A 23,172-nucleotide genomic window follows, 5' to 3' on the forward strand; every position below is an offset into this window, starting at 1 on the left:
ATGGACGACACACGCAAGCTGCCGCGCCGCACGCTGCTGGCCAGCCTGCTGGGCGCGGGCGCCGGCCTGCTGCTGCCAGCGGCAGCCCAGGCGCAGGCGGCCGACGAGTTCGGCCGTGCCGGGTTGAAGGGCGCCGGCTCGACCTTTGTCTACCCGCTGGCCGCGCGCTGGGTGCAGGAATACCGCCACCACCTGGCCGGCGGCATCCGCCACGCCGCGCCGAACACGGGTCTGGACGACGACATGAACGGCGTGGCGCTGGACTACGAGCCGGTCGGCTCGCTGGCCGGCATCCAGCGCCTGCGGGCCGGCGCGGTGGACTTCGCGCTCAGCGAGATGCCGCTGAGTTCGGCCGAGCTGCGGCGCTACCAGTTGCTGCAGTTCCCCATCGTGCTGGGCAGCATCGCCATGGTCGCCAACCTGCCCGGCGTGGCGCCGGGTGCGCTGCGGTTGACCGGCCCCCTCATCGCCGACATCTACCTGGGCAAGATCCGCCGCTGGTCAGACCCGGCGATCCGCGCGTTGAACCCACAGCTGACCCTGCCCGAGGCCGACATCCAGACCGTGCACCGCAGCGACGGATCGGGCACCACGTTCACGCTCACGCGCTACCTGGCCGGCCAGAGCGACGAGTGGAAGCGCCGTGTGGGCGCAGACGCCGTCGTCAAATGGCCGCAGGGCAAGGGGGCGCGCGGCAGCGCTGGCGTGCTGCGCACGATCCGCGAGACGCCGAACGCGCTGGGCTATCTGGACGAAGTGCAGGCGCGCCAGGCGAAGCTGACCATGGCCTCGCTGCAGAACGCGGCCGGGCGCTTTGTGGCACCGGGCGCGGTGGCCGCAGCGGCGGCGGCGCAGTCGGCGGTGTGGAATGCGGCGGCCGATTTCGACGAGGTGCTGGTCGACGCCAAGGGCGAGGCCGCCTACCCCATCGTGGCCTCGGTCTTCGGCCTGCTGCGCGACCGGTTGCAGGAAGGCCGGCACCTGCGCACGATGGCGTTCTTCGACTGGTCGCTGGTCGAGGGGCGCAGCGCGGCCGAGCAGCTGGGTTATGTGCCGCTGCCGGTGGCTGTGATCGGCACCGTGCGCGACGCGCTGCACGCCAAGGCCGGCGGCGCCCGGTAGCGGGCAGGCGCCACTCGGGGCTTGCCGGCGCACCTGCCGCGCGCCAGTCTTGACGTTGCAGAGGCAAGCGATTGCTTCTCCAGCACTGTCCGCCCACAAGGAGTACCGATGAAACTGCCCCGCCTGAGCATCGCGACCTTCAACCTCTTCAACCTGAACGAGCCCGGTCTGCCGATCTACACCAACACCGCCGGCTGGAGCCAGGCGGCCTACGAGCTGAAGATCGAGTGGACGGCACGCCAACTGCGCGGGCTGCCGTCCGACGTGTTCGGCCTGCAGGAGCTGTGGCATGCGGATTCGCTGACCCGCGCGCTCGATCGGTCTGGCCTGGCCGACCAATACGACATGCTGGTGCCGGGCGCGGCAGACGGTACCCGCATCGTCTGCGCGGCGCTGGTGCGCAAGGGCCTGCTGCGCGGCGAGCCGCAGTGGATCAGCGACTTTCCCGAAGCGTTCGTGCTGCGTTCACAGGGCGACGACCCGCAGACGCCGCAGATCGAGGTGAACATCCGCGGCTTCTCGCGGCCGGTGCTGTACTTCCGGATCAAGCCGCGTTCGGACCGGCCGGACGTGCACGTCTACGTGTGCCATTTCAAGTCCAAGGCGCCGACCAAGGTCTTCAACGAAAGCTGGTATCGCAAGGCCCGCAGCACCTACAGCGCGCACGGCAAGGGCCTGGGCTCGGCGTTGTCCACCATCCGCCGCACGGCCGAGGCGGCGGCCCTGCGCTTTGTGCTGACCAACGTGATGAAAGGCACCGACGAACCGGTGATCGTCCTGGGCGACATCAACGACGGCCAGCACAGCAACACGGCCAACATCCTCACCGACCAGCCGCGCTATCTGGTCGGCGATTCGGAGGGCGGCGGCGACACGGCGTTCTACACGGGGCAGACGCTGCAGGAATACCGCGACACGCGCGATGTGTACTACACGCACATCCACCAGGACATCCGCGAATCGCTGGACCACATCCTCGTGAGCCAGGAGTTCTACGACAACAGCCGCAAGCGCATCTGGATGTTCGACGGCATGGTCGTCAACAACGACCACCTGAACTTCGACGACCACAAGGGCCTGGGCACCAACGACCATGGCATCGTGCGCGCCACGTTCAGGTACCGGCCGGCGCCTGCGGCGCCAGTATGAGCGCAGTCGCCTGCCGTCATCAAATTGTCATGTTGTCTGGCGTGCCAGCGTGTCCAATCGTGTGCAGTGCAACATCTCAGGAACCTCCCATGAACGCATTCAAAGAGGCCAAGCGGTTGATCGCGACCGACCCTTTTTCGGAGACCGCCAAGACGCTCACCGACCTGGTGATCGCGCTGGAATCGGCGCAGCCCTACCAGCTGGAGCGCCTGTACGCACTGGACATGCGCACCTTCCAGTTGGCCGTGGAGATCATCAGCGAGTGGCGCCTGGACCGCTACTACGTGCGCAAGGGCAAGCTGCTGGACTTGTCTGTCGAGGTCAGGTCGATGGGCAAGGCCGGCGACCCAGGCCCGGCTGCCACATAGCGGGCGCTTCGCGCTGCCACAGGTCAGGGGCCGCTACCGCCCGCGTGAAAGAGGACCCGGATGACGCTCCGGGCGGGCGGAGGATGCCTGCTCCTCTGCAGCCCACACGGCCTGGTGGGAAGGGGGCAGAGCCCGACATGGATTGTGCTCCTGTCCCGTGAACCAGCCATGACATCGTGCAACCGCACCGCATGCGCCGCGGCCGGCCAGCACAGGGGCCGCGCCAAAGCGGCGTGTCGTCTTCAGGGCGAACGATGCGGCGTGTGCTTGCCGCGCCGTCCTTGCGCTCGATCCAGCGCTGTGATCAGCGGCGGCGAGGCCATGATGGCCAGCGTCGGCGGTGGCCAGCCCGGCGCTGCGCTCAGGGAAGCTCTTTGCTGGCGTCCGGCGCGCCAGCAGCCAGCGGGCCGACGGTGCCCAGCCGGGCCTTCAGCGACTGCGGCTGGCCGCTCAGGATGGCGGCGTAGTTGGTGGCGTTGGATAGCACCTTCTTCACGTAGTCGCGTGTCTCGGTGAAGGGAATGTTCTCGGCCCAAATGGCCGCTTCCAGCGTGGGCGCGCCGGCCTGGCCGCGCCAGGCGCGCGGGCGGCCCGGGCCGGCGTTGTAGGCGGCGGCGGCCAGCGGCATGGAGCCGGCGAAATCGTCCAACACGAGCTTCAGGTAGGCGGTGCCAATGGCGATGTTGGTGTCGCGGTCGTTGATCTGCCCGGCGGTAAATCCGGTCATGCCGATCTTGCGTGCCGTCCAGCGTGCCGTGGCCGGCATCACCTGCATCAGACCCGAGGCGCCGACGCCGGAACGCGCGTCCATGATGAAGCGCGATTCCTGGCGGATCAGGCCATAGACGTAGGACGGGTCCAGCTCGATGGCGCGGGTGCGCTGCACCACGGCGTCGCGGTGCGGCATCGGGAAGCGCTGCGCGTGGTCGAAGGCGTTGCGCGTGCGCTCGCTGGTGTTGATGCAGCGGTCCCACACCGCACGTTCGCAGGCCAGCTCGGCGGCGGCCAGCAGCTCGCGCTCGCCCATGCCGCCACGCTCGTGCAGGTTGGTGGCGTAGTTCCACTCGCGGATGCCCTCGCTGCGCAGGCCGATGGCGATGGCGGCCAGGCCGCGCTGCAGGCCGGGGTTGGCGCGCGCTGCGGCCTGCTCGTCCGGTGTGGGGGCGGGCGGGCGCGGCGGCATGGTGATCTTGCGGCCCAACTCTTCCAGTGCCAGCTGCTCGTAGAAGCCGCGCACGCCGGCGATGCTCTCGAACAGTTGCGTGGCCTCGGCGCGGTCGGCCTCGCGGCCGATCTGCAGCAGTGCGCGGGCCCGCCAGTAGACCCAGGCCGGGTCATTGCGCAGCTCCTCGCCCATGGCCTGGATGGTGGTGCCCACCTCTTTCCAGCGGCCGGTGCGCAGCGCGGTGCGGGCCTTCCAGACCAGTAACTCGTCGTGCAGGTCGGTGTCGCGGTCGATCTTGGCGAAATAGCCCCAGGTGGCGGGCGAGAGCTTCAGGGCGGCCTGCCGTCCGATCACGCCCCAGATCCAGTTGCGCTCGTCGGCGGTCAGCTGCGTGGCCCATTTGGTGTCCAGCGCGTTGGCGGCCTGCTCGTGATCTGTGGTCGCCATCTTGACCAGGGCCAGCGTGACCAGCTCGCGCCGCAGCTTGGACGGTGCGATCGCGCGGGCGGCGAGGTAGCGCACCGGGCTGTCGAGCAACTGGCCGACCTGGTCGAGCTCGTCCGGCGCGACCAGCTCCACCGCGTTGCGCGCAGCGCGCGGACGGTTGGCCTCGATCGACAGCCGGGCCTTGCGCCAGGCATCGGAGGCGGGCAGCCGGCGCGCCGCGATCAGGCTGCCGGCGGCCTGCGTGCAGCCGTCGTCGGCATCGCGCTGCCCCATCCAGTTGCGCCGCACCTCGTCGACCACGGCGCTGGGCGCCGGTGGCTGGCCCGGCTGCAGCTGCTCGATCAAGATCGCATAGCAGCGCACCTCGCGGTCGTCCTGCATACGGTAGCGCGGGTGCTCGCTGGCGAAGGTGGCCCAGTCGCGGCGCAGGCCCAGCGCCAGCAGCCAATCGTTGCGCAGGCGGTCCTCCTGGTAGCTGCCGGGGTAGCGTGCGCTGAAGGCTTCCATGTCGGCGGCCGTCAACTCCTCCAACCGCAGGCGGGCGTCCCAGTAGGCGGCCCAAGGTTCCAGCACGTGGCCGCGCGCCTGCGGCAACAGGGCCGCCACACGCACGCGGTCGCCGCGTCGGAAGGCCTGCTGCATCTCGGTGATGACGGCGTCGGCGCGGGGGTCGGAGCGCGCTTCGACCCGGGTGTCGGCGCGCTCCTGGGCCGGCGCGCCGAGGGGGTGCAGGGCGCCGAGCGCCAGCGTGATCGATGTCAGAATGGCCCGTACTTGCATGGGGAAGGATTATGGATAAATCGACCGAGGACAAAGTGCTCGCCAGGAAGGCCCTGCGCGCCACCTTGCTCGAGGCCCGCTTGAACATGCCCGACCGGCTGGAGAGGGCCGACCTGCTGCAGCGCGTGATGCGCATCTGGCTGGTCGGCCGGCCCGACACCGTCATCGGTGCCTATTGGCCCATCAAGGGCGAGTTCGATCCCCTGCCAGCCTTGCACCGCTGGAAGGAAGACGGCGAGCTGCAGGGCGGCCAGCAGCGCCTGCGCATCGGCCTGCCGGTCGTCGACAAGGTGCACAAGACGCTGACCTTCCACGTCTGGTACCCGGGCTGCCCGATGCAGGAAGACGCCTTCGGCATCCCCAAGCCCAAGGACACCGAGATCGTGGTGCCCACCCTGCTGTTCGTGCCTTGCGTGGGCTATGCGCCCGGCGGCTACCGGCTGGGCTATGGCGGCGGCTTTTACGACCGCACGCTGGCCACATTGGAGCCGCGGCCGATGACGGTGGGCCTGGGCTTCAGTCAGGGCTTTCTGGACGACTTCGAGCCCGGGCCGTATGACATTCCGCTGGACGCCATCCTGAACGACAACGGCGTCGTCTGGCCCATCAAGTAGCTGCTACCAACGCGAGGGCAGCCGCGTCAGGATCGTGATGCGGCGGTCCTGCATCTCGATGTAGCCGTTGCTCTGCAGATCTTTGAGGATGCGCGTCAGCATGTCGCGCGTGCAGCCCACGCGGGCGGCGATCTCCTGCAGGCTCAGCGCATCGGGCAGGAGCGCGCTGCCATCGGGCTGCGGCAGCGCCTCGGCGGCAAACAGCTGGGCCAGGCGGCCGTAGACGTCGATGAACGCCAGATTGCGTGCGCTGTTGGTGGCCATGCGCGCGCGGCGCGTCACCTTGCCCAGCAGCTCCAGTGCGAACTCGGGGTGGCGCGCGATGTAGGCCAACAGCGATTCGCGCGACACCAGCGCGCAGACGGTGGGCTCCAGCGTCACCACGCTGGCCGAGCGCGGCCCGCCGTCCAGCGCCATCTCGCCGAAATAGTCGCCCGGCCCGACGAGGCCGAAGGTGATCTCGCGCTCTTGTGGGTCGGTGCCGTAGGCGCGCACCAGGCCCTCCATCACCACGAACAGCGTGTCGCCACGGTCGGCCTCGTACAGCAGTTGCGCACCGGTGCGGTAGCGCCGCGGCGTGCCCAGCGCGGCGAGTTCGCGCACGGATGGGGGGTGGGCCGGGTCGCGGCAGAAGGCAAGGGTCAGGGCGTCCAGTTGAGCGGTCATGGGCTCCATCTCCGGTTGGGGGTCAATCGATGTCGTCGACAGTGTCGGGATCGGGTACGTCGCCTACGGCCTGGCGCGTCAATGCAGATTGGGCCATCAGCCAGTCGCAGAAAGCCTTGATCTCCGGCCGGCCCTCACTGCGCTGCGCGGTGATGAGCCAGTAGGCCATGGGTGAATCGATCCGGCGCTCGGGCAGCACCTCGACCAGGTCGCCATTGGCCAGGCTCTCGGCCACCAGCGGCAGCCGGGCCAGCACCAGGCCCTGGCCGGTCAGCGCGGCCTGCACCATCTGGTAGGCGTAGTTGAACGTCAGCCAGCGCTGCGGCTGGAACGTGCGGGCCACGGCGGGCGGCATCTGCAGCTCGAACCAGCGTCGCCAGGTCAGCCATTCCAGATGCGAGTGGTGGGCGTCGCCGGCTTCGATCAGCGCGAACTGGGCCAGGTCCTGTGGCGCCTTGAGCCGCGCGCCGCTTTTGAGCAGCCAGGGGCTGCCCACGGGGGTCAGCTGTTCGCCGAACATGCGCCGCGCGCGCACCGGCATGGTGGCGGCCGGGCCATAGCGCAGGGCCAGGTCGACGTCGGAGACGTCCAGGTCGACCGCCACGTCCGACGCGTCGATGCGGATGTCGATGTCCGGATGCGCGCGCTGGAACGCCTCCAGCCGGGGGATCAGCCACATCGAGGCGAACGAGGCGAAGGTGGTGATCGAGACGGCCTGACGGCCGGCGCTCTGGCGGATCTGGCGCACGGCGCCGTCCAGCCGCTCCAGCGCGGGCGACACGGCGGCGAGCAGCTGCACGCCAGCGCCCGTCAATTCCACAGCCCGCGTGTGGCGCAGGAACAGCGAGACGCCAACCTCTTCTTCCAGGTGCTGGATCTGGCGGCTGACGGCTGACTGCGTCAGCGACAGCTGGTCGGCCGCGACCCGGAAGTTCAGGTGGGCGGCTACGGCCATGAAGGCGCGCAGGTGCCCAGCGGCCACGGGCCGGGTGCGCAGATGGGTTTGTGAATGTTGCATGGAGGCCGCCTTGCGCTGCGTTGGTATTGATGCGCGCCGCGAATCAATAGCCTAGCGGTATTTCATTGGACCGCCAAGCGGACGTTCGCGATCATTGCCATCCGAAACGCGAATCTTTGAGGAGTCCGCCATGCACACGCCCACCACGCTAGACACGCATCAATCCCTGAGCAGCGCCACGCTGCCGGGCAGCTGGAAGCTCGACGCCGGCCGGGCGCTGACGTTGCGCCCGGTGTGCAGCGGCGTGCTGCGCATCACGCAAGGGCGCGTGTGGCTGACCTTGGACAGTGCGCAAGAGAACGCACAGGCGGCCGGCGACCTGTTTCTGGTGCCCGGCCGGGCATTGGCGGTGCAGGCCGGCCAACGCCTGGTGCTGGAATCTTCGGGCGCCGAACGCGACGCTTCGGCCTACTTCAGCTGGGACCCGCTGCCGCAGGCGCAGGCCCGGGCCTTGCAGGCGGCGTTGGGCGCAGGCGGACGCTGGCAGCAGGCGGTGGCGCAACCGGTGCGTGATTTGGGCCTGGCGCTTGGGCAGGCCGGCTCGGCGCTGGGGCGCTTGGTGCGAGGCGTGGCGGGGTTGGCAACCGGGCCCGTGGCGGCCCGGCTGCACGCGCAGCGCAGTTGATGCGCGGCATGCTGACGCCGCTGACGCCGCTGACGCCGCAGACGTCGCTGACGCCGGGCGCGCACAAGGGCTGACGCTGCTTACCCCGGCGCCTGCTGCAGCTGCCGCGCCAGGGCCTGCAGTTGCCCGAACGCCAGAAAGCGCGCCTGGTGCACGCTGGCCAGTGCGCCGGTCTGGGCGTGGAAGGTCTGCCCCAGCCGCGACATGCCGGCCATCGCCGCGCCCACGTCGACAAACGCACCTGCCGCCACGCTGCCCAGCATGGCCGCGCCCAGCAGCACCGGCTCGTCGGCCTGCGTCGCCAGCACCGGCTTGCCGCTGGCGTCGGCCAGCAGCTGGCGCACCAGGTCGAGGCGCCCGGCGCCGCCGCTGATCATGATGCGTTCGACCGGCGCGCCCGCGGCGGCCTGGGCCTCGATGATCTGGCGCAGTCCGTAGGCGATGCCGCAGACCCCCGCGATGTACAGGGCGACCAGGCTGTCCATGTCCTGCTCCATGCCCAAGCCGGCGATGACCGCGCGGGCAAGCGGGTCGGCCAGCGGTGCGCGGTTGCCCAGAAACTCCGGCACTACGTGCAGGCCCTGCGCCAGCCTCACCGCGTCCGACAGGTTGCCGGCCTTCTGCGCGGCCAGCGTCGCCAGCATGACCGGCAAGGACTGGCCCGCCGCCTGTGCCTGCTGGCGCGCCTCGGGCGCCAGTGGGTGCATGGCCAGCAGGTGATCGATCGCGGCGCCGGCCACGGACTGTCCTCCCTCGTTCAGCCAGGTGCCTGGCACTATGGCCGAGTAGTAAGGCCCCCACACGCCCGGCACGAAGACCGGCTCGCGGGTGCTGGTCATCGTGCACGACGAGGTGCCGAAGACGTAAGCCAGCGCCGAGAACGGATCGCCCTGGACCCCCACCGTGCCGATGCCGCCGGCATGTGCGTCGATGACGCCGGTGGCCACAGCCGTGCCGGCATGCAGGCCCAGCTCGGCTGCCGCCTGCGGCGTCAGCCCGCTGCCCAGCGCGGTGCCGGGCGCCACGACGCGCTGGCCGATGCGCTCGAAGGCTTCATCGGCCAGCACGCCCAGGCCGATGGCGTGGAAGTAGCCCCCGTCCCAGCGTTGCTCGTGGGCCAAGTAGGTCCATTTGCAGGTCACCGTGCAGGTGGAGCGGGCCAGGTCGCCGCTGGCGCGCCAGGTGAGAAAGTCCGTCAGGTCCATGAACTGCCAGGCCTGGGCGAACACGGCGGGCCGGTGTTCCAGCAGCCAGAGCAGCTTGGGCGTCTCCATCTCGGGCGAGATGCGGCCGCCGACATAGTTCAGCACCGCGTGGCCGGTGGCGTTGATGCGGTCGGCCTGGGCCACAGCGCGGTGGTCCATCCAGACGATGATGTTGCGCGCGGGGTCTTCGCTGGGGCCGACGGGCAGCGGCCGGCCACCCGGCCCCAGCACCACCAGCGAACAGGTCGCGTCGAAGCCGATACCGGCCACTTGGTCGGCCGAAACCCCGGCCGCGGCCAGCGCCTGGCGAACGGATGCGCACGCGGCCGTCCAGATCTCGTCGCTCGACTGCTCGACCATGGCGCCGGGCGCGTGGAACAGCGTGATGTCGTGCTTGGCCGTGGCCAGCATCTGCCCGGCCAGATCGAACACGCCGGCCCGGGCGCTGCCGGTGCCGACATCCACACCGACCACGCAGCGCGGCGGCGCGGGCACAGCGGCAGGTACGCGCTCGGCTTCGGTTTGCATCCGCATTCCTCCATGGGCGCAATGGCGCCAGTGACTCGAAAAGGTGCCATTGCAACCCAGCCTTGCGTTCCATGCCAGCGGCAGTGCCCGCAGTGGCCGCAGTGGCTGGAACGAAACACTTCCTCCATCGTCTTGGGGAAGAGGCGTCGCGCGGCTCTTTTCCCCCAGAATGAGCGCGTCGGAACCGTGAGGCGGGTTCGTTGCGCTGGCTGGCGCCTCAGGCGGTTGTCGACTCCCACCCGCGATCCGTCGCTCATGTGTTGGTCATCTGAATGTCGAGATCGGAGCCGTCATGCATACCTCCTGGAACCGCCGCGCTGCGCGGGCTGTCGCGCTGCAACTGTCCTTGTGCGGCTTGGCCCTGTTGGCCACTGCCACCCACGCCCAAACCCTGCGCTGGGCCTCTCAGGGCGACCTGCAGACGCTGGACCCGTATTCCCAGAACGAGCTGCTGACCAACGCCATCAACGGCCAGGTCTACGAAACCCTGGTGATTCGCGACCGGCAGCTCAATGTGGTGCCGGGCCTGGCCACCGCCTGGCAGCAGCTCTCGCCGACCGTCTGGCGCATGACGCTGCGCAGCGGCGTGCGCTTTCACGACGGCAGCCCGCTGACGCCGGAGGACGTGATCTTCTCCGTGCAGCGTGCCAAGGACCCGGCCTCGGGCATCCGGCCCTATGCCAACGGCATGGGGGAGCCGCGCAAGATCGACGAGACCACGGTGGAGTTCACGCTGCCCCAGGTCAACCCCATCTTTCTGCAGCACGCCACGCTGGTGCAGATCATGAACAAGGCCTGGTGCGAGAAGCACAACGCCACCAAGCCGCAGGACTTCAAGAATCGTGAAGAGAAGTTCACCGCGCTGAACGCCAACGGCACCGGCCCATACATCCTCGTCTCGCGCCAGCCCGACGTGCGCACCGTGTTCAAACGCAACCCGAACTGGTGGGGCACCTTCGACGGCAATGTGCAAGACGTGGTCTACACCCCGATCAAGAGCGATGCCACACGCACCGCGGCCCTGGTCTCGGGCGAGGTCGATCTGGTGCTCGACCCAGTGCCGCAGGACCTGGCCCGGCTGCGCACCACGGCCGGCCTGAAGGTGCTCGACGGTGCCGAGAACCGCGCCGTGTTCATCGGCATGGACCAGGCGCGCGACGAACTGCTCTACAGCAGCGTCAAGGGCAAGAACCCGTTCAAGGATGTGCGCGTGCGCCGTGCGCTCTACCACGCGGTGGACATCGTGGCCATGCGCGAGCGGCTGATGCGCGGCCAGGCCGTCGTCACCGGCTCTGTGTTGCCTTCACCGCTGGGCCACTACAACGACCCGTCGTTCGAGCGCCGCCTGCCGTTCGACCTGGCGCGCGCCCGGGCCCTGATGGCCGAGGCCGGCTACGCGGACGGCTTCGAGGTCACGCTGGACTGCCCGAACAACCGCTACGTCAACGACGAGGAGATCTGCATTGCGCTGTCGGCCATGTGGTCGCAGATCGGCGTGAAGGTGCGCGTCAACGCCATGCCGCGTGCGCTCTACTTCCCCAAGGCCGAAAAGCTCGACGTCTCCATGTACATGCTGGGCTGGGGCGGCGCCATCACCGACGCCGAGACCACGCTCACACCGGTGCTGCGCTCACGCGGCGAGGGCGGCGTGGGGTACTTCAACTGGGGCAACGTGAAGAACCCCAAGTTCGACGAACTGGCCGCCGCCTCCAGCCGCGAGGCCGACCCGGCCAAGCGCGAGCAGCTGGTCAAGGCGGCGCTGCGCGAGTACGACGAGCAAACGCACCTGATCCCGCTGCACCGCCAGGTGATCCCCTGGGCCATGCGCGCCAACGTAAGCGCCGTGCACCGAGCAGACAACTGGCTGGAGTGGCGCTGGGTACAGATTGCGCCGAACTGAGCTACCAGCGCGCCGGCAGCTTGGCCCGCAGCAGGATGCGCCGGTCGCGCATCTCCAGGTGGCCGCCGCCTTCCAGGTCCTTCAGGATGCGGCTGACCATCTCGCGGCTGCAGCCCACGCGGCTGGCCAGGTCCTGGTGCGTCAGGCGCTCGGCGACCTTGAACGAGCCGTCGGCCTGAGGCTCGGCCAGTTCCTGCAGCAGCATGGTCAGGCGGCCGTAAACATCGGTGAACGCCAGGTTGCGCACGCTGTTGGTGGCCGAGCGCGCGCGCCGGATCACCTTGCCCAGCAGGTCCAGCGCAAAGGCGGGTTCCTGCGCGATGTGGTCGAGCAGCGTGGCGCGGGTGATCACCGAGCAGACCACCGCTTCCAGCGTCATCACGCTGGCCGAGCGCACGCCGCCATCCAGCGCCATCTCGCCGAAATAGTCGCCCGCGCCGATCACGCCCAGCGTGAACTCGCGGTCGTTGGCGTCGGTGCTGAAGACCTTGACGCGGCCTTCCATGACGATGAACAAGGTGTCACCGTGGTCGGCCTCGTGGATCAGGATGGTGCCTTTGCGATAGCGCCGCACGTCGCCACGGGCGGCCAGACTGCGCAATGGAGCCGCGTGCGCAGGGTCATTGCAGAAGGCGTGCGTCATCACACTCAACTCGGAACTCATGGCTTGGCGAGCCGCTCGGGCGCGGCGCAGGTGGCGTTTACACACCAGTCTAAGCCATGGACACGCACGCATTCTCATTCGGCTGTTTTCCGCGCCAATGACGCCGTCTGGAGACGTCGAGCGCCGCGTCCAGCCGTCAGTTCAGGTGGCGGGCCATCGGTGGCAGCAGAGAGACGGTCTGCAGCAGTTCGCGGATCGAGCTGCTGCGCGTCTTCTGGCGAATGCTCAGCAGCTGGCTGCGGATGGTGGAGACCTGCACGCCGTGCTGGTCGGCCACTTCGTGCGGGCGCAGGCCGTCGCTGACGGCGGCCAGCACGGTGCTCTCGGCCGCCGTGAGATCACAGGCACGCGCGTATAGCGCCAATGCCGAGGGGTCGCACAGGCGGCGCTTGGCGAAGATCAGCAGGGCCTCGCCGTCGTCCGCCGGGCCGGCCAGCGGCACCACGGCCACGGTGGTGCGGTTGCTGCCGGTGCCCAGGTTCAACAGGTCACGCACGCCGGTGCGGGCCATCGTCATGCTGTGTTCGAATGCGCGCTCGTCCGCTGCCTGCGCCGCCTGCACGCTGCCGCCCACCAGGCTCAGGCCGCTGCGCGTGCGGCCCTCGCCGCTCATCGACATGAGCGCCGGCGTGTTGGCCAGGCGCAGCCGATGGGTGTCGATGTCGATCAGCGCCAGGCCGTAGTCGACGTGTTCGATCACGCAGCGCAGCAGCACCATGGCGCTCTCTGGGTCTGGCGCGCGGACGGTGGCTTCGGCCGCAGCGACCATGGAATTCCAGCCGTCAGTGGTGCGGATGGGTTGCAGGGTGTTCAACATGGGTCTTCCTCCTTCCCCGCTCGGTGCTGACTGAGGCCGGTTGCGAAGCAAATGCCGGTAGGGATCTGTGCGAGGTGTGAAGCAAGTGTAGAAATCAAGCAAATTTTTGCCAGTAAGCCTCACACACCGCTTTTGTGACGTATGCACACAAATCAAAACAAATTAAAGCTCACCCAATGCGCAGATCGGCACTTTGTCGCTAGCGCGGGCGAACGCTCCCCCGTCCGGGGCCGGCCTACACTTTCGGGGTGAACAAGCCCGTGGATCCCCTCAGCAGCCCGCTTTCCGAGCCGCCGTCCCGCTGCGCGCAGTGCCGTTTGCGCCAGACTGGGCGCTTCTCGCCAGTGGGGGCGGAAGAGCTGCGATGCATCCAGGCCCTGCGTGCCGATGTCCGTCGGTTCCAGCCTGGCAAGACCATCGTTCGGGAGCGGAGCCGGGTTCAGCGCATGTACACGCTGTACGCGGGCTGGGCGTTTCGCTACAAAACCCTGTCCGATGGGCGCCGGCAGATCCTGAACTTCCTGCTGCCCGGTGATTTGTTCGGTCTGCAGCAACAGTTTGCCGAAGGGGCCACTTACGGCGTCGAGGCCATGACAGAGTGCGCAACCTGCGTGTTCCCGGCCGAAGGCTTGTGGGATGTCTACCGCAGCCACCCCAGCCTGGGCTACGACGTGACGTGGCTGTGCGCACGCGACGAGCAGCTGCTCGATGAAAACCTGTTGACCACCGGGCGGCGCACCGCACTGGAGCGGGTGGCCGTGCTGCTGATCCACCTTTTCAAGCGCGCGCAGCGTGTCGGCCTGGTCGCCCCGGACAACAGCTTCGAATTCCCTCTGACCCAGCAGCACGTGGCAGACGCGCTGGGTCTGTCGCTGGTGCACACCAACCGCACGCTGCGCAAGCTGCAGCTGCTCGGCCTGCATGCGCTGGCGGACGGCCGCATGCACCTGAACAACGGCAAGGCCCTGCAGCAATTGGCTGATTACGTGGACCACCCGCTGCGCCCCGTGCCACTGTTATGAATGCCGGGGCAGTAGGAAACAGCCGACGTTCGTAGCAATCTCCGGACGACGGCGGCTTGATGGAGGCGCGTCTAAGCTGACTTGCGCTGCAGGAGCCGAGTGTGTAACGTCTACGCCCCCGCGTCTTGCGACCCCGCCCCAAGGAATCGCCGCCATGCATTTCACCCACCCCAACACGGGACCCGGCCTGCAACAGCGCGCGGAATACGCTGAGAACCGCCAACAGCAGCAGGACAACGGCACGCACGAGTTTCAGCCGCAGCGCCAGCATGGCGACCGCAGCGCCGACGATTCCCAGCATTCCCTGGAGGCTTACCTGCTGCGTGCACGCCTGCGGGGCGACATGCCAGTGCCGCCGGTGCCGGGCCAAAGCCGCGTGCGGCCTGAATTGCGGCTGGCCAAGTCGTCCGGCCCATCGCGCTAGGGCCACGGGCGCCTGGCGCCAGACTGCTTCTAGCGCTGAGCCGCGAGCGCCTTCACGTCACGTTCGTAAGACTTCAGCCGGTCGAGCGCCTTGTCGCGCTGTGCTGGCGTGGTCGAGTTGTGCGCCAGCGCAAAGCCCGCGCAACCTTCGTCGATCTGCCGTTGTGCGTACGTGCGGTAGGCAGCCGTTGGCGAGAGGCGGTAGCGCTCCAGCAGGCCGCGCACGGCGCGCGCCGCCTGTTCTTCAGTTGCATCGCCGCCAGCCAGGCTGCGTAGGGTGGCGAGCGTGTCCTGCTGGCGCCGCAGACGCTCGGTCTGCAGCGTGCGCGGGTCGTAGCTGGACGCATCCACCTGCTGGCGCACCACGGCACGCTGAGAGGAATCCAGCCGGCCGTACACCGTCTCGATGCGGTCCAGCGCCTTGTCGTAACGCTTCTGCCGCACCTTGTCTGCGCTGGCGTCTACCCACTCCTTGCGGAACTCGGCGTTGCGGTCTTCGTATTTGGCTTGCAGGTGTATCAGGTTGGCCGGCGTGAGGCTGGTCACCAGTGCCACAGCGCCGGGTTCGGCCTGCATGGCGATGTCGTCGAGCTGGCGCCTGGCGTCCTCCACGATCTCGCACACCTGGGCTGCCGTCACCTGCGGCTGCACCACCAATGTTTGCGCCCGCTGCAGCAGCCGGGCGTAGCCGGGCAGCTGTTGGCCGCGGTGCCATTCCTGCAACGCGCCAAGGTCATCGCGCAGCCGCGCGGACTGGGCGTCGTTGAGATCGAAATACCCGTCCAGCCACCAATGGCTGACCGTGGGCGCGGTGTTGTAGCCCAGCTTGATGGCGGTGCATCCTTGTAACAAGGCCGCCGCCAGCGCCAGCACGATAATCCGGCCGACCCAATTTCGGTAAAACAAGAGGACTTTCATGGCATCCATCGATGTGGTGATCATGGCCGCGGGCAAAGGCACGCGGATGAAGAGCAGCATTCCCAAAGTGTTGCACCGCCTGGCCGGTCGGCCCCTGCTCGGCCATGTGGTCGACACGGCCGCGCGGCTGTCGCCACGCCGCATCGTCGTCATCACCGGCCATGGGGCCGAGACAGTCGAGAGTTTCCTGCAAGCCGACAGTTCCGCAAGGTCGGTGGCGTCGCTGCAATGCGTCAGACAACAGCCCCAGCTGGGCACTGGGCACGCCGTCCAGCAGGCCGCGCCGCACCTGCCCGAAGACGGCACGACGTTGATCCTGAACGGCGACGTGCCGCTGATCGAGGCCGACACGCTGCAGCACCTGTTGGCCGACTGCGCCGGCACGCGCGTGGCGCTGCTCACGGTGGACATGCCCGACCCCACAGGCTATGGCCGCATCGTGCGCGAGCACGAAGCTGTGCAACGCATCGTCGAGCACAAAGATGCCACACCCGAGCAGCGCGCCATCTGCGAGATCTACACCGGCGTCATGGCCGTGCCCAGCGCGCGGCTCAAGCACTGGCTGTCGCGCCTGAAGAACGACAACAGCCAGGGCGAGTACTACCTGACCGACATCGTGCAGATGGCCGTGGCCGACGGCGCCAGCGTGGTCGCCACCAAGACCGCCGACAAGGTGCAGGTGGATGGCGTCAACAGCCCCGTGCAGTTGGCCGAGCTCGAGCGCGCCTGGCAGCAACGCAACGCCCACCGCCTGCTGGAGCAGGGCGTGCGCCTGGCCGACCCGGCCCGCCTCGATGTGCGCGGCGCGCTGCAATGCGCGGCCGATGTGGAGATCGACGTCAATTGCGTGTTCGAAGGCCAGGTCACGCTGGGCGAGGGCGTGCGCATCGGTGCGAACTGCGTGATCGCCAACGCCCACATCGCGGCCGGCGCCGTGGTCCACCCGTTCTGCCACATCGAGGGCGGCAAGGGCGAGGCCGAGCACGTGCAGGTGGGTGCAGGCGCGCTGGTCGGCCCGTTCGCCCGGCTGCGGCCCGGCGCGCGGCTGGGCGACGAGGTGCACATCGGCAACTTCGTCGAGGTCAAGAACAGCACCCTGGCCAAGGGCGCCAAGGCCAACCACCTTGCGTATCTGGGCGACGCTACGGTGGGTGAGCGCGTCAACTACGGCGCCGGCAGCATCACCGCCAACTACGACGGCGCCAACAAGCACAAGACCGTGATCGAGGCCGATGTGCATGTGGGCAGCAACTGCGTGCTGGTGGCACCCGTCACCATCGGCGCTGGCGGCACCGTGGGGGGCGGCTCCACCATCACCAAGAGCACCGCGCCCGGCGCGCTCAGCGTGGCGCGCGGGCGCCAGGCCAGCATCGCCGACTGGAAGCGGCCGGCCAAGAAGGCGAAGTGAGCGTGGGCGCGCCCCCGCCGCCCGCCGGCACCGACGAGCTGGCGGCACTGCGCACACGCCTGGCCGCATGCGAAGCCGAGCTGGCCGTCGCGCGGCAGGACGCCGAAGGTTTCGTGCGCATGGTCTCGCACGACCTGCGCGCGCCGCTGCGCCATGTGCTGGCGTACAGCGGCTTGGTGCGTGAGATGCTGGCCGGCGGTGAGGACACAGCTCCTGCCCTGGGCACGCTCGAGCGCTCGTCGCGCCAGCTGGGCGACATGCTCGATGCGGTGGTGGAACTGGCCCAGCTGGCGCAGTCGCCGCTGCAGCCGGTCATCACGCCAGGCGCCATGCTGATCGGCGAAGCGCGCCGTGCGACCGAGGCGGCGTTGTCGGCTGCCGACCTCGCGCGCACCATTGCCTGGCAGGTCGCGCCCGACCTGCCGAGCGTGCCGGGCGATGCGGCCCAGTTGCGCCAGGCACTGGCCGCACTGATGGGCAATGCCGTCAAGTTCACACGGCCGGCGGCGGCGGCGCGTATCGAGGTCGGAGCCGAAGCCACCGAGGGCGGTGGCGTGCAGCTCTACGTGCGCGACAACGGTGTGGGGTTCGACACGGCGCAGGCGGCCCGTTTGTTCCAGCCGTTCGCGCGGCTGCACGGCGCCCGCTTTGAAGGCCTGGGTACCGGGCTGGCGCTGGCGCAGCAGGTCGCCCGGCGCCACGGCGGCAGCGTGCGCGCCGAGGCGGTCGCGGGGCAGGGGTGCACGGTGTGGATGGTGCTGCCTGCGGCTGGTGGGGCAGCTTGAACCGGGCCCCTGACTTCAGTCCAGCGTCGCGCCCGTCAGCTTGACCAGGCCCTTCAAACAGCCGCTCGGCCGCCTTGGCCAGCGATCCGCTGTCGACCAGAGCGCAGAAGTAGCGCAACTGGCGCAGGTTCATGAGACTTCCGTCAACGGCAGCAGCGTCTGGAACTTGGCCCGCTTCACGCTGAAGAACGCCTTCACGTTGCGCACATTGGCATCGCTGGTGAACAGGCGCTCGGCCAGCGCCAGGTAGCCCGGCATGTCGCGCGCATGCACGATCAGGCAGAAGTCAGGCCCGGGCGACACGCGGTAGCACTGCTGCACGGCATCGTCATCCACCACGCGCGCCTCGAACGCGGCCAGCTGCTCGGCGTCCTGCCGGTCCAGCGTGATCTCGACCAGCGCCGTCAGCCCGTGGCCGATCAGCGGGGCCAGCTTGTCAGCCGAGAGGATGGCCACCTGCCGCTCGACCAGGCCCGCATCCAGCAGCCGCTTGACGCGGCGCAGGCACGTGGGCGGCGACACGTGCACCGCTTCTGCCAGCGCCAGGTTGCTTTGCGCAGCGTCGCGCTGCAACGCATCCAACAGCCGCAGATCGATGGCGTCTAGTTCCAATGATTCCATCTTTCAATAGTATTTGGAATATAAAACCACGTCGATCTTGCGGTGAAATTTTGTTCTGTCGAATGTGAAATATTGACCAAAAATGTTTCCAGCACTCGCCTACGATCGCGCCCACTCGTTCAGACGGAGATCTTTATGTGCGGCATTGTTGGTGCAGTTTCGAAGCGGAACATCGTTCCCATCCTGGTCCAGGGCCTGCAGCGGCTGGAATACCGCGGCTATGACAGCTGTGGCGTGGCGATCCATGCCGGCAGCCTGGGTGCCTCGCCCGGCGCCGCCTTGCAGCGCGCGCGCAGCACGGCCCGCGTGGCCGAGCTGGTGGCCCAGGTGGCGCACGACAAGATTGCCGGCGGCACCGGCATCGCGCATACGCGCTGGGCCACGCACGGCGCGCCCGCCGTGCACAACGCGCACCCGCACTTCAGCCACGGCACCGGCGCGGACGCGGGTGAGCGCCCGGGCCGCATCGCGCTGGTGCACAACGGCATCATCGAAAACCACGACGAACTGCGCGCCGCATTGCGGGCCAAGGGCTACGTTTTCACCAGCCAGACCGACACCGAGGTCATCGCCCACCTGGTCGACAGCCTGTATGACGGTGACCTGTTCGAGGCCGTCAAGGCCGCCATCCCGCAGCTGCATGGCGCCTATGCGATCGCCGTGTTCAGCAAGGACGAGCCACACCGCGTGGTGGGTGCACGCGCCGGCTCGCCGCTGATCCTGGGCGTGGGCAAGGACGGGGGCGAGCACTTCCTCGCCAGCGACGCCATGGCCCTGGCCGGCGTGACCGACCAGATCGTCTACCTGGCCGAGGGCGACGTGGTCGACCTGCAACTGGGCAAGTACTGGATCGTCGACAAGGCGCACAAGGCCGTGACGCGGCCCGTGAAGACCGTGCACGCCCACAGCGGCGCCGCCGAGCTGGGCCCGTACCGCCACTACATGCAGAAGGAGATCTTCGAGCAGCCGCGCGCGATCGCGGACACCCTGGAAGGCTTGGCCGGCATCGTGCCCGAGCTGTTCGACGGCCAGCCGGACGAGCAGGGCCGCAGTGCCAGCGCGGCGCGCGTGTTCAAGGACATCGACCGCGTGCTGATCCTGGCCTGCGGCACCAGCTACTACAGCGGCTGCACCGCCAAGTACTGGCTGGAAGGCATCGCCAAGATCCCGACGCAGGTGGAGATCGCCAGCGAATACCGCTACCGCGATTCCGTGCCCGACCCGCGCACGCTGGTCGTCACCATCAGCCAGAGCGGCGAAACCGCCGACACGCTGGCCGCGCTGCGCCACGCGCAAAGCCTGGGCATGGAGCACACGCTGACCGTCTGCAACGTGGCCACCAGCGCCATGGTGCGCGAATGCAAGCTGGCCTACATCACGCGCGCTGGGGTAGAGATCGGCGTGGCCTCGACCAAGGCGTTCACCACGCAGCTGGCCGGCCTGTTCCTGCTGACGCTGGCGCTGGCCCAGGCCAACGGCCGGTTGACCGATGCCGAGGAAGCACGCCACCTGAAGGCCATGCGCCACCTGCCCGTGGCGCTGCAGGCGGTGCTGGCGCTGGAGCCGCAGATCATCAACTGGGCCGAAGACTTCGCGAAGATGGAGAACGCGCTGTTCCTGGGCCGGGGCCTGCACTTCCCGGTGGCGCTGGAGGGCGCGCTCAAGCTGAAAGAGATCACCTACATCCACGCCGAGGCGTATGCCGCCGGTGAACTCAAGCACGGCCCGCTGGCCCTGGTGACCAGCGCCATGCCGGTGGTGACCGTGGCGCCGAACGACGCGCTGCTGGAAAAGCTCAAGAGCAACATGCAGGAAGTGCGCGCACGCGGGGGCGTCTTGTATGTGCTGGCCGATGGCGATTCACGCATCGAGAGTGCAGAAGGCATCCACGTGATTCGCATGCCCGAGCACTATGGCGAGCTGTCGCCGCTGCTGCATGTGGTGCCGCTGCAGTTGCTGGCGTATCACACGGCGTGTGCGCGCGGGACGGATGTGGACAAGCCCAGAAACCTCGCCAAGAGCGTGACGGTGGAGTGACGGGCAGTTTCCAGCAAAGCACGTCCTGCGGTAGATTTCCGGCCACCCCATGGGCTGGAGATCACCATGACCACCATCACTTCACGCATGGCCGCGCTGGCACTTGCCGGCGTCGCCATGTTGACCACGGCGCCCGCGCACGCGGGCGTCTACGCGTTCAGCTGGGGCTTTCGGTGGGCCTCCGGCCAGATCCAGCATGAAGCGGGCGTGGCGGACTCCGACCCATCAGCCAACCGGGAGGTGTACGCCGACAGCATCCTCGCGTATGACCTGATCGGCCTGCGCGAGGTGGATTTCAGCTTCCCCACGTTGCGCGGCTCGGGGGGCACGATCGTCATCGACCGCGCGGCCGACGGCAGTGGCGCCCTGAACACCATCACGTTCCTGTTCGGCGCCGCTGTGCCCGGCAGCAGCGACGTGTACCGGCTGGTGGCGGCGTTGAATCCCGAGTTCAATCTCGGGCCCTATCCCATCGACCAGCCGTGGTCAGCAGCCGATCTGGGCGGCAACGTCTTTCGTGGCGATGCGCATTACTTCATCGCGATGACGCCCGGCTACGCGACTCGCCATGAAGCCGTCGCGGCTGCGGTGCCCGAGCCGGCGAGCTGGGCGCTGTTCGGCCTGGGCCTGGTCGGCGTCGCGCTCTGGCGTCGCCGCGCGCAGGGCTGACACACGCTGCGCGGCGCGCCCCGCATCCCGCATCGATGTCTTCGCTCCGGGCTCGCCATCCGCGCTGCAAAGCGCTCCAATAGCGTCTCCAAACAAAGAGGAGACTTCATGCAGTTCTACCTGAACGGCTACAGCCCCGGCGACCCCGACATCCTCGCCGCCGCGCCCGGTGCGGCCGAGCCCGCCACCCCCATGCCTGACACCGTCGACGTGCTCATCGTCGGCAGCGGCCCTGCCGGCACTGTGCTGGCGGCGCAGCTTTCGACCTTCCCCGGCATCCGCACGCGTCTGGTCGAGCGGCGCGACGGCCCACTGCTGCTCGGCCAGGCCGATGGCGTGGCCTGCCGCACGGTGGAGATGTTCGAGGCCTTCGGCATGAGCGCGCGGCTCACGCGCGAAGCGTATTGGGTCAACGAGACCGCGTTCTGGCGGCCCTCGCCCGACGACCGCTCGCGCATCGTGCGCACCGGGCGCGTGCAGGACACGGAGGATGGGCTGTCCGAGTTCCCGCACGTCATCGTCAACCAGGCGCGCATGCAGCAATACCTGCTGGACTACATGCTCCGCGCGCCCACGCGGCTGGTGCCCGACTACGGCGTGGAATTCGTGGACGCGCAGGTCGATGCCGAGGGCGAGCACCCGGTCCTGGTCACGCTGCGCCACGTCGCCACTGGCGCCACCAGCACCGTGCGCGCCAAGTACGTCGTCGGCTGCGACGGCGCCCGCAGCAACGTGCGCCAGGCCATCGGTGCCGAGCTGCGCGGCGACTTCGCCAACCACGCCTGGGGCGTGGTCGACATGCTGGCCGTCACCGATTTCCCGGACATTCGGCTCAAGGCGGCGATCCAGTCGGCCGACAAGGGCAACATCCTCTTGATCCCGCGCGAGGGCGGCTACCTGGTGCGCCTGTATGTCGACCTGGGCGAGGTCGACCCGCACAACCGCGCCGCCGTGCGCGCGCACACCGCCGAGCAGATCATCGCCATCGCGCAGCGCGTGCTGCACCCCTACACGCTGGAGGTGCGCGACGTGGCCTGGTCCTCGGTCTACGAGGTGGGCCAGCGCGTGACCGACCGCTTCGACGACGTGCGGCCCGAGCACGCCGCAACGCGGCTGCCGCGCGTGTTCATCGCCGGCGACGCCTGCCACACGCACAGCGCCAAGGCCGGGCAGGGCATGAACGTGTCGATGCAGGACGCCTTCAACCTCGGCTGGAAGCTGGTGGCCGTGCTCGAAGGCCGCGCCGGCCCGGAGCTGCTGCGCACCTACAGCAAAGAGCGCCACACGATCGCGCAGGGCCTGATCGACTTCGACAAGCAGTGGTCCAAGATCATGGCCTCGCCACCCAAGGACCCGGACCGCCCCGAACTAGGCGGCGTCGACCCGGCCGAGCTGCAGGCCTACTTCGTCAAGTCCGGTCGTTACACGGCAGGCGTCGCCACGCGCTATCCGAGCGAGACGGTGCTGACGGCTGCGCCCACGCACCAGCACCTGGCGCGCGGCTTCACGATCGGCATGCGCTTTCATTCCGCGCCGGTCGTCTGCCTCGCCGATGCCAAGCCGATGCACCTGGGCCACGTCGCCCGGGCCGACGCCGCGTGGCGCCTCTACGCGTTTGCGGATGCGGGGGCCGAGCGGCTGCGGGCGCTGGCGGAGTTTCTGTCCACGTCGCCGGCATCACCCATTCGCCGCTTCACGCCTCAGGATGGCGAGATCGATTCCGTGATCGACGTGCGCGCCGTGTTCCAGCAGCACCACCGTGATCTTGACGTCGGCCAGCTGCCCGCGCTGCTGCTGCCGCGCAAGGGCCGCTTCGGGTTGATCGACTACCAGAAGGTGTTCTGCCCCGACCTGAAGAACGGGCCGGACATCTTCGTGCTGCGCGGCATTGACCGGGCACTCGGGGCGATGGTGATCGTGCGGCCGGACCAGTACGTGGCGCATGTGCTGCCGCTCGACGCGCACGAGGAGTTGGCGGCCTTCTTTGCCGGGTTCTTGCGGGACCGCGCTGGATGAAGAAGAAACTTCCGGCCAAGGCCGCAGTGGTGGCCGGTGGCAGATTCAGGATGGCCCCGGCCGACGACGGGACCGTGCCCGCCAAGGCGCAGGCACGGCGCACCGGCGCCTACCACGCGGCCGAGTCGGTGCACCGTGAACTGCAGACCCGGCTGGATGCGCGGCGCAAGCAGGTGCTGGGGTGAGGCACAAGCCGGCATGCAGG

At 68.7% G+C, this 23,172-nt stretch carries 22 protein-coding genes; 14 read left to right on the forward strand and 8 right to left on the reverse strand.

Annotated features, from left to right (window positions below; translation table 11 throughout):
- The 3 genes from pstS to AC099J_RS06635 all read left to right on the forward strand — a co-directional run bounded on the left by pstS (window position 1) and on the right by AC099J_RS06635 (window position 2,639).
- Window positions 1-1,122, forward strand: a complete 1,122-nt coding sequence (pstS, locus tag AC099J_RS06625; protein WP_479614440.1) for a phosphate ABC transporter substrate-binding protein PstS — start codon at window positions 1-3, stop codon at window positions 1,120-1,122.
- 108 nt (window positions 1,123-1,230) lie between these two features.
- The gene (locus AC099J_RS06630; protein WP_479614441.1) at window positions 1,231-2,271 is read left to right on the forward strand and encodes an endonuclease/exonuclease/phosphatase family protein; all 1,041 of its coding nucleotides are present in this window, start codon (window positions 1,231-1,233) and stop codon (window positions 2,269-2,271) included.
- 89 nt (window positions 2,272-2,360) lie between these two features.
- A complete protein-coding gene (locus AC099J_RS06635; protein ID WP_479614442.1) occupies window positions 2,361-2,639 on the forward strand; it encodes a hypothetical protein in 279 nt (92 codons plus the stop codon).
- A 361-nt stretch (window positions 2,640-3,000) separates the two neighbouring features.
- Here the strand turns inward: AC099J_RS06635 and AC099J_RS06640 are convergent, their stop codons facing one another.
- Window positions 3,001-5,031, reverse strand: a complete 2,031-nt coding sequence (locus tag AC099J_RS06640; protein WP_479614443.1) for a lytic transglycosylase domain-containing protein — start codon at window positions 5,029-5,031, stop codon at window positions 3,001-3,003.
- 11 nt (window positions 5,032-5,042) lie between these two features.
- Between AC099J_RS06640 and AC099J_RS06645 the strand changes: the two genes are divergently transcribed.
- Window positions 5,043-5,645 (forward strand): 5-formyltetrahydrofolate cyclo-ligase, encoded by a 603-nt coding sequence (locus AC099J_RS06645; protein ID WP_479614444.1) that lies wholly within the window; start codon window positions 5,043-5,045, stop codon window positions 5,643-5,645.
- A 3-nt stretch (window positions 5,646-5,648) separates the two neighbouring features.
- On the opposite strand, the gene AC099J_RS06650 is transcribed toward AC099J_RS06645, so the two are convergent.
- Both AC099J_RS06650 and AC099J_RS06655 read right to left on the reverse strand, forming a co-directional pair.
- Window positions 5,649-6,311: a Crp/Fnr family transcriptional regulator gene (locus AC099J_RS06650; RefSeq protein WP_479614445.1), complete on the reverse strand. Its 663-nt coding sequence runs from the start codon at window positions 6,309-6,311 to the stop codon at window positions 5,649-5,651.
- Between the two features lie 22 nt (window positions 6,312-6,333).
- Window positions 6,334-7,329, reverse strand: coding sequence for a LysR substrate-binding domain-containing protein (locus AC099J_RS06655; protein WP_479614446.1), 996 nt, complete (start codon window positions 7,327-7,329; stop codon window positions 6,334-6,336).
- Between the two features lie 130 nt (window positions 7,330-7,459).
- Between AC099J_RS06655 and AC099J_RS06660 the strand changes: the two genes are divergently transcribed.
- Entirely contained in the window at window positions 7,460-7,954 is a 495-nt protein-coding gene (locus AC099J_RS06660) for a DUF2917 domain-containing protein (protein ID WP_479614447.1), read from the forward strand.
- 80 nt (window positions 7,955-8,034) lie between these two features.
- Here AC099J_RS06660 and AC099J_RS06665 read toward each other — a convergent pair whose 3' ends face one another.
- Window positions 8,035-9,687, reverse strand: a complete 1,653-nt coding sequence (locus AC099J_RS06665; RefSeq protein WP_479614448.1) for an FGGY-family carbohydrate kinase — start codon at window positions 9,685-9,687, stop codon at window positions 8,035-8,037.
- Between the two features lie 292 nt (window positions 9,688-9,979).
- Here AC099J_RS06665 and AC099J_RS06670 point away from each other — a divergent pair, with 292 nt between their 5' ends.
- A complete protein-coding gene (locus AC099J_RS06670) occupies window positions 9,980-11,587 on the forward strand; it encodes an ABC transporter substrate-binding protein (RefSeq protein WP_479614449.1) in 1,608 nt (535 codons plus the stop codon).
- 1 nt (window position 11,588) lies between these two features.
- Here the strand turns inward: AC099J_RS06670 and AC099J_RS06675 are convergent, their stop codons facing one another.
- Both AC099J_RS06675 and AC099J_RS06680 read right to left on the reverse strand, forming a co-directional pair.
- On the reverse strand, window positions 11,589-12,230 hold the full coding sequence (locus AC099J_RS06675; protein ID WP_479614450.1) for a Crp/Fnr family transcriptional regulator: 642 nt from the start codon (window positions 12,228-12,230) through the stop codon (window positions 11,589-11,591).
- Window positions 12,231-12,387: 157 nt separating this feature from the next.
- Entirely contained in the window at window positions 12,388-13,068 is a 681-nt protein-coding gene (locus AC099J_RS06680) for a helix-turn-helix transcriptional regulator (protein ID WP_479614451.1), read from the reverse strand.
- Window positions 13,069-13,328: 260 nt separating this feature from the next.
- Between AC099J_RS06680 and AC099J_RS06685 the strand changes: the two genes are divergently transcribed.
- Both AC099J_RS06685 and AC099J_RS06690 read left to right on the forward strand, forming a co-directional pair.
- Window positions 13,329-14,090, forward strand: coding sequence for a Crp/Fnr family transcriptional regulator (locus tag AC099J_RS06685; RefSeq protein WP_479614452.1), 762 nt, complete (start codon window positions 13,329-13,331; stop codon window positions 14,088-14,090).
- A gap of 154 nt (window positions 14,091-14,244) precedes the next feature.
- Window positions 14,245-14,514, forward strand: coding sequence for a hypothetical protein (locus AC099J_RS06690; RefSeq protein ID WP_479614453.1), 270 nt, complete (start codon window positions 14,245-14,247; stop codon window positions 14,512-14,514).
- A gap of 29 nt (window positions 14,515-14,543) precedes the next feature.
- Here the strand turns inward: AC099J_RS06690 and AC099J_RS06695 are convergent, their stop codons facing one another.
- Window positions 14,544-15,431, reverse strand: a complete 888-nt coding sequence (locus AC099J_RS06695) for a DUF6279 family lipoprotein (RefSeq protein WP_479614454.1) — start codon at window positions 15,429-15,431, stop codon at window positions 14,544-14,546.
- Here AC099J_RS06695 and glmU point away from each other — a divergent pair.
- The gene (glmU, locus tag AC099J_RS06700) at window positions 15,430-16,839 is read left to right on the forward strand and encodes a bifunctional UDP-N-acetylglucosamine diphosphorylase/glucosamine-1-phosphate N-acetyltransferase GlmU (RefSeq protein ID WP_479614455.1); all 1,410 of its coding nucleotides are present in this window, start codon (window positions 15,430-15,432) and stop codon (window positions 16,837-16,839) included. The genes AC099J_RS06695 and glmU overlap by 2 nt on opposite strands.
- A 2-nt stretch (window positions 16,840-16,841) precedes the next feature.
- Window positions 16,842-17,624 carry a sensor histidine kinase gene (locus tag AC099J_RS06705; protein WP_479614456.1) on the forward strand — a complete coding sequence of 261 codons (783 nt, stop codon included), beginning with the start codon at window positions 16,842-16,844 and terminating at the stop codon, window positions 17,622-17,624.
- 129 nt (window positions 17,625-17,753) lie between these two features.
- Here AC099J_RS06705 and AC099J_RS06710 read toward each other — a convergent pair whose 3' ends face one another.
- The gene (locus AC099J_RS06710) at window positions 17,754-18,245 is read right to left on the reverse strand and encodes an Lrp/AsnC family transcriptional regulator (RefSeq protein WP_479614457.1); all 492 of its coding nucleotides are present in this window, start codon (window positions 18,243-18,245) and stop codon (window positions 17,754-17,756) included.
- Window positions 18,246-18,380: 135 nt separating this feature from the next.
- Here AC099J_RS06710 and glmS point away from each other — a divergent pair, with 135 nt between their 5' ends.
- The 4 genes from glmS to AC099J_RS06730 all read left to right on the forward strand — a co-directional run bounded on the left by glmS (window position 18,381) and on the right by AC099J_RS06730 (window position 23,152).
- Window positions 18,381-20,282: a glutamine--fructose-6-phosphate transaminase (isomerizing) gene (glmS, locus tag AC099J_RS06715; protein ID WP_479614458.1), complete on the forward strand. Its 1,902-nt coding sequence runs from the start codon at window positions 18,381-18,383 to the stop codon at window positions 20,280-20,282.
- A gap of 66 nt (window positions 20,283-20,348) precedes the next feature.
- Complete coding sequence (locus tag AC099J_RS06720; protein WP_479614459.1) at window positions 20,349-20,951, forward strand: PEP-CTERM sorting domain-containing protein; 603 nt, start codon at window positions 20,349-20,351, stop codon at window positions 20,949-20,951.
- A gap of 108 nt (window positions 20,952-21,059) precedes the next feature.
- Window positions 21,060-22,967, forward strand: a complete 1,908-nt coding sequence (locus AC099J_RS06725) for an FAD-binding monooxygenase (protein ID WP_479614460.1) — start codon at window positions 21,060-21,062, stop codon at window positions 22,965-22,967.
- Entirely contained in the window at window positions 22,964-23,152 is a 189-nt protein-coding gene (locus AC099J_RS06730; protein ID WP_479614461.1) for a hypothetical protein, read from the forward strand. The genes AC099J_RS06725 and AC099J_RS06730 overlap by 4 nt, the downstream gene beginning before the upstream one ends.
- The last annotated feature ends 20 nt before the right edge of the window (window positions 23,153-23,172 follow it).

This window comes from Rhodoferax sp. RT4P68, from assembly GCF_056521305.1.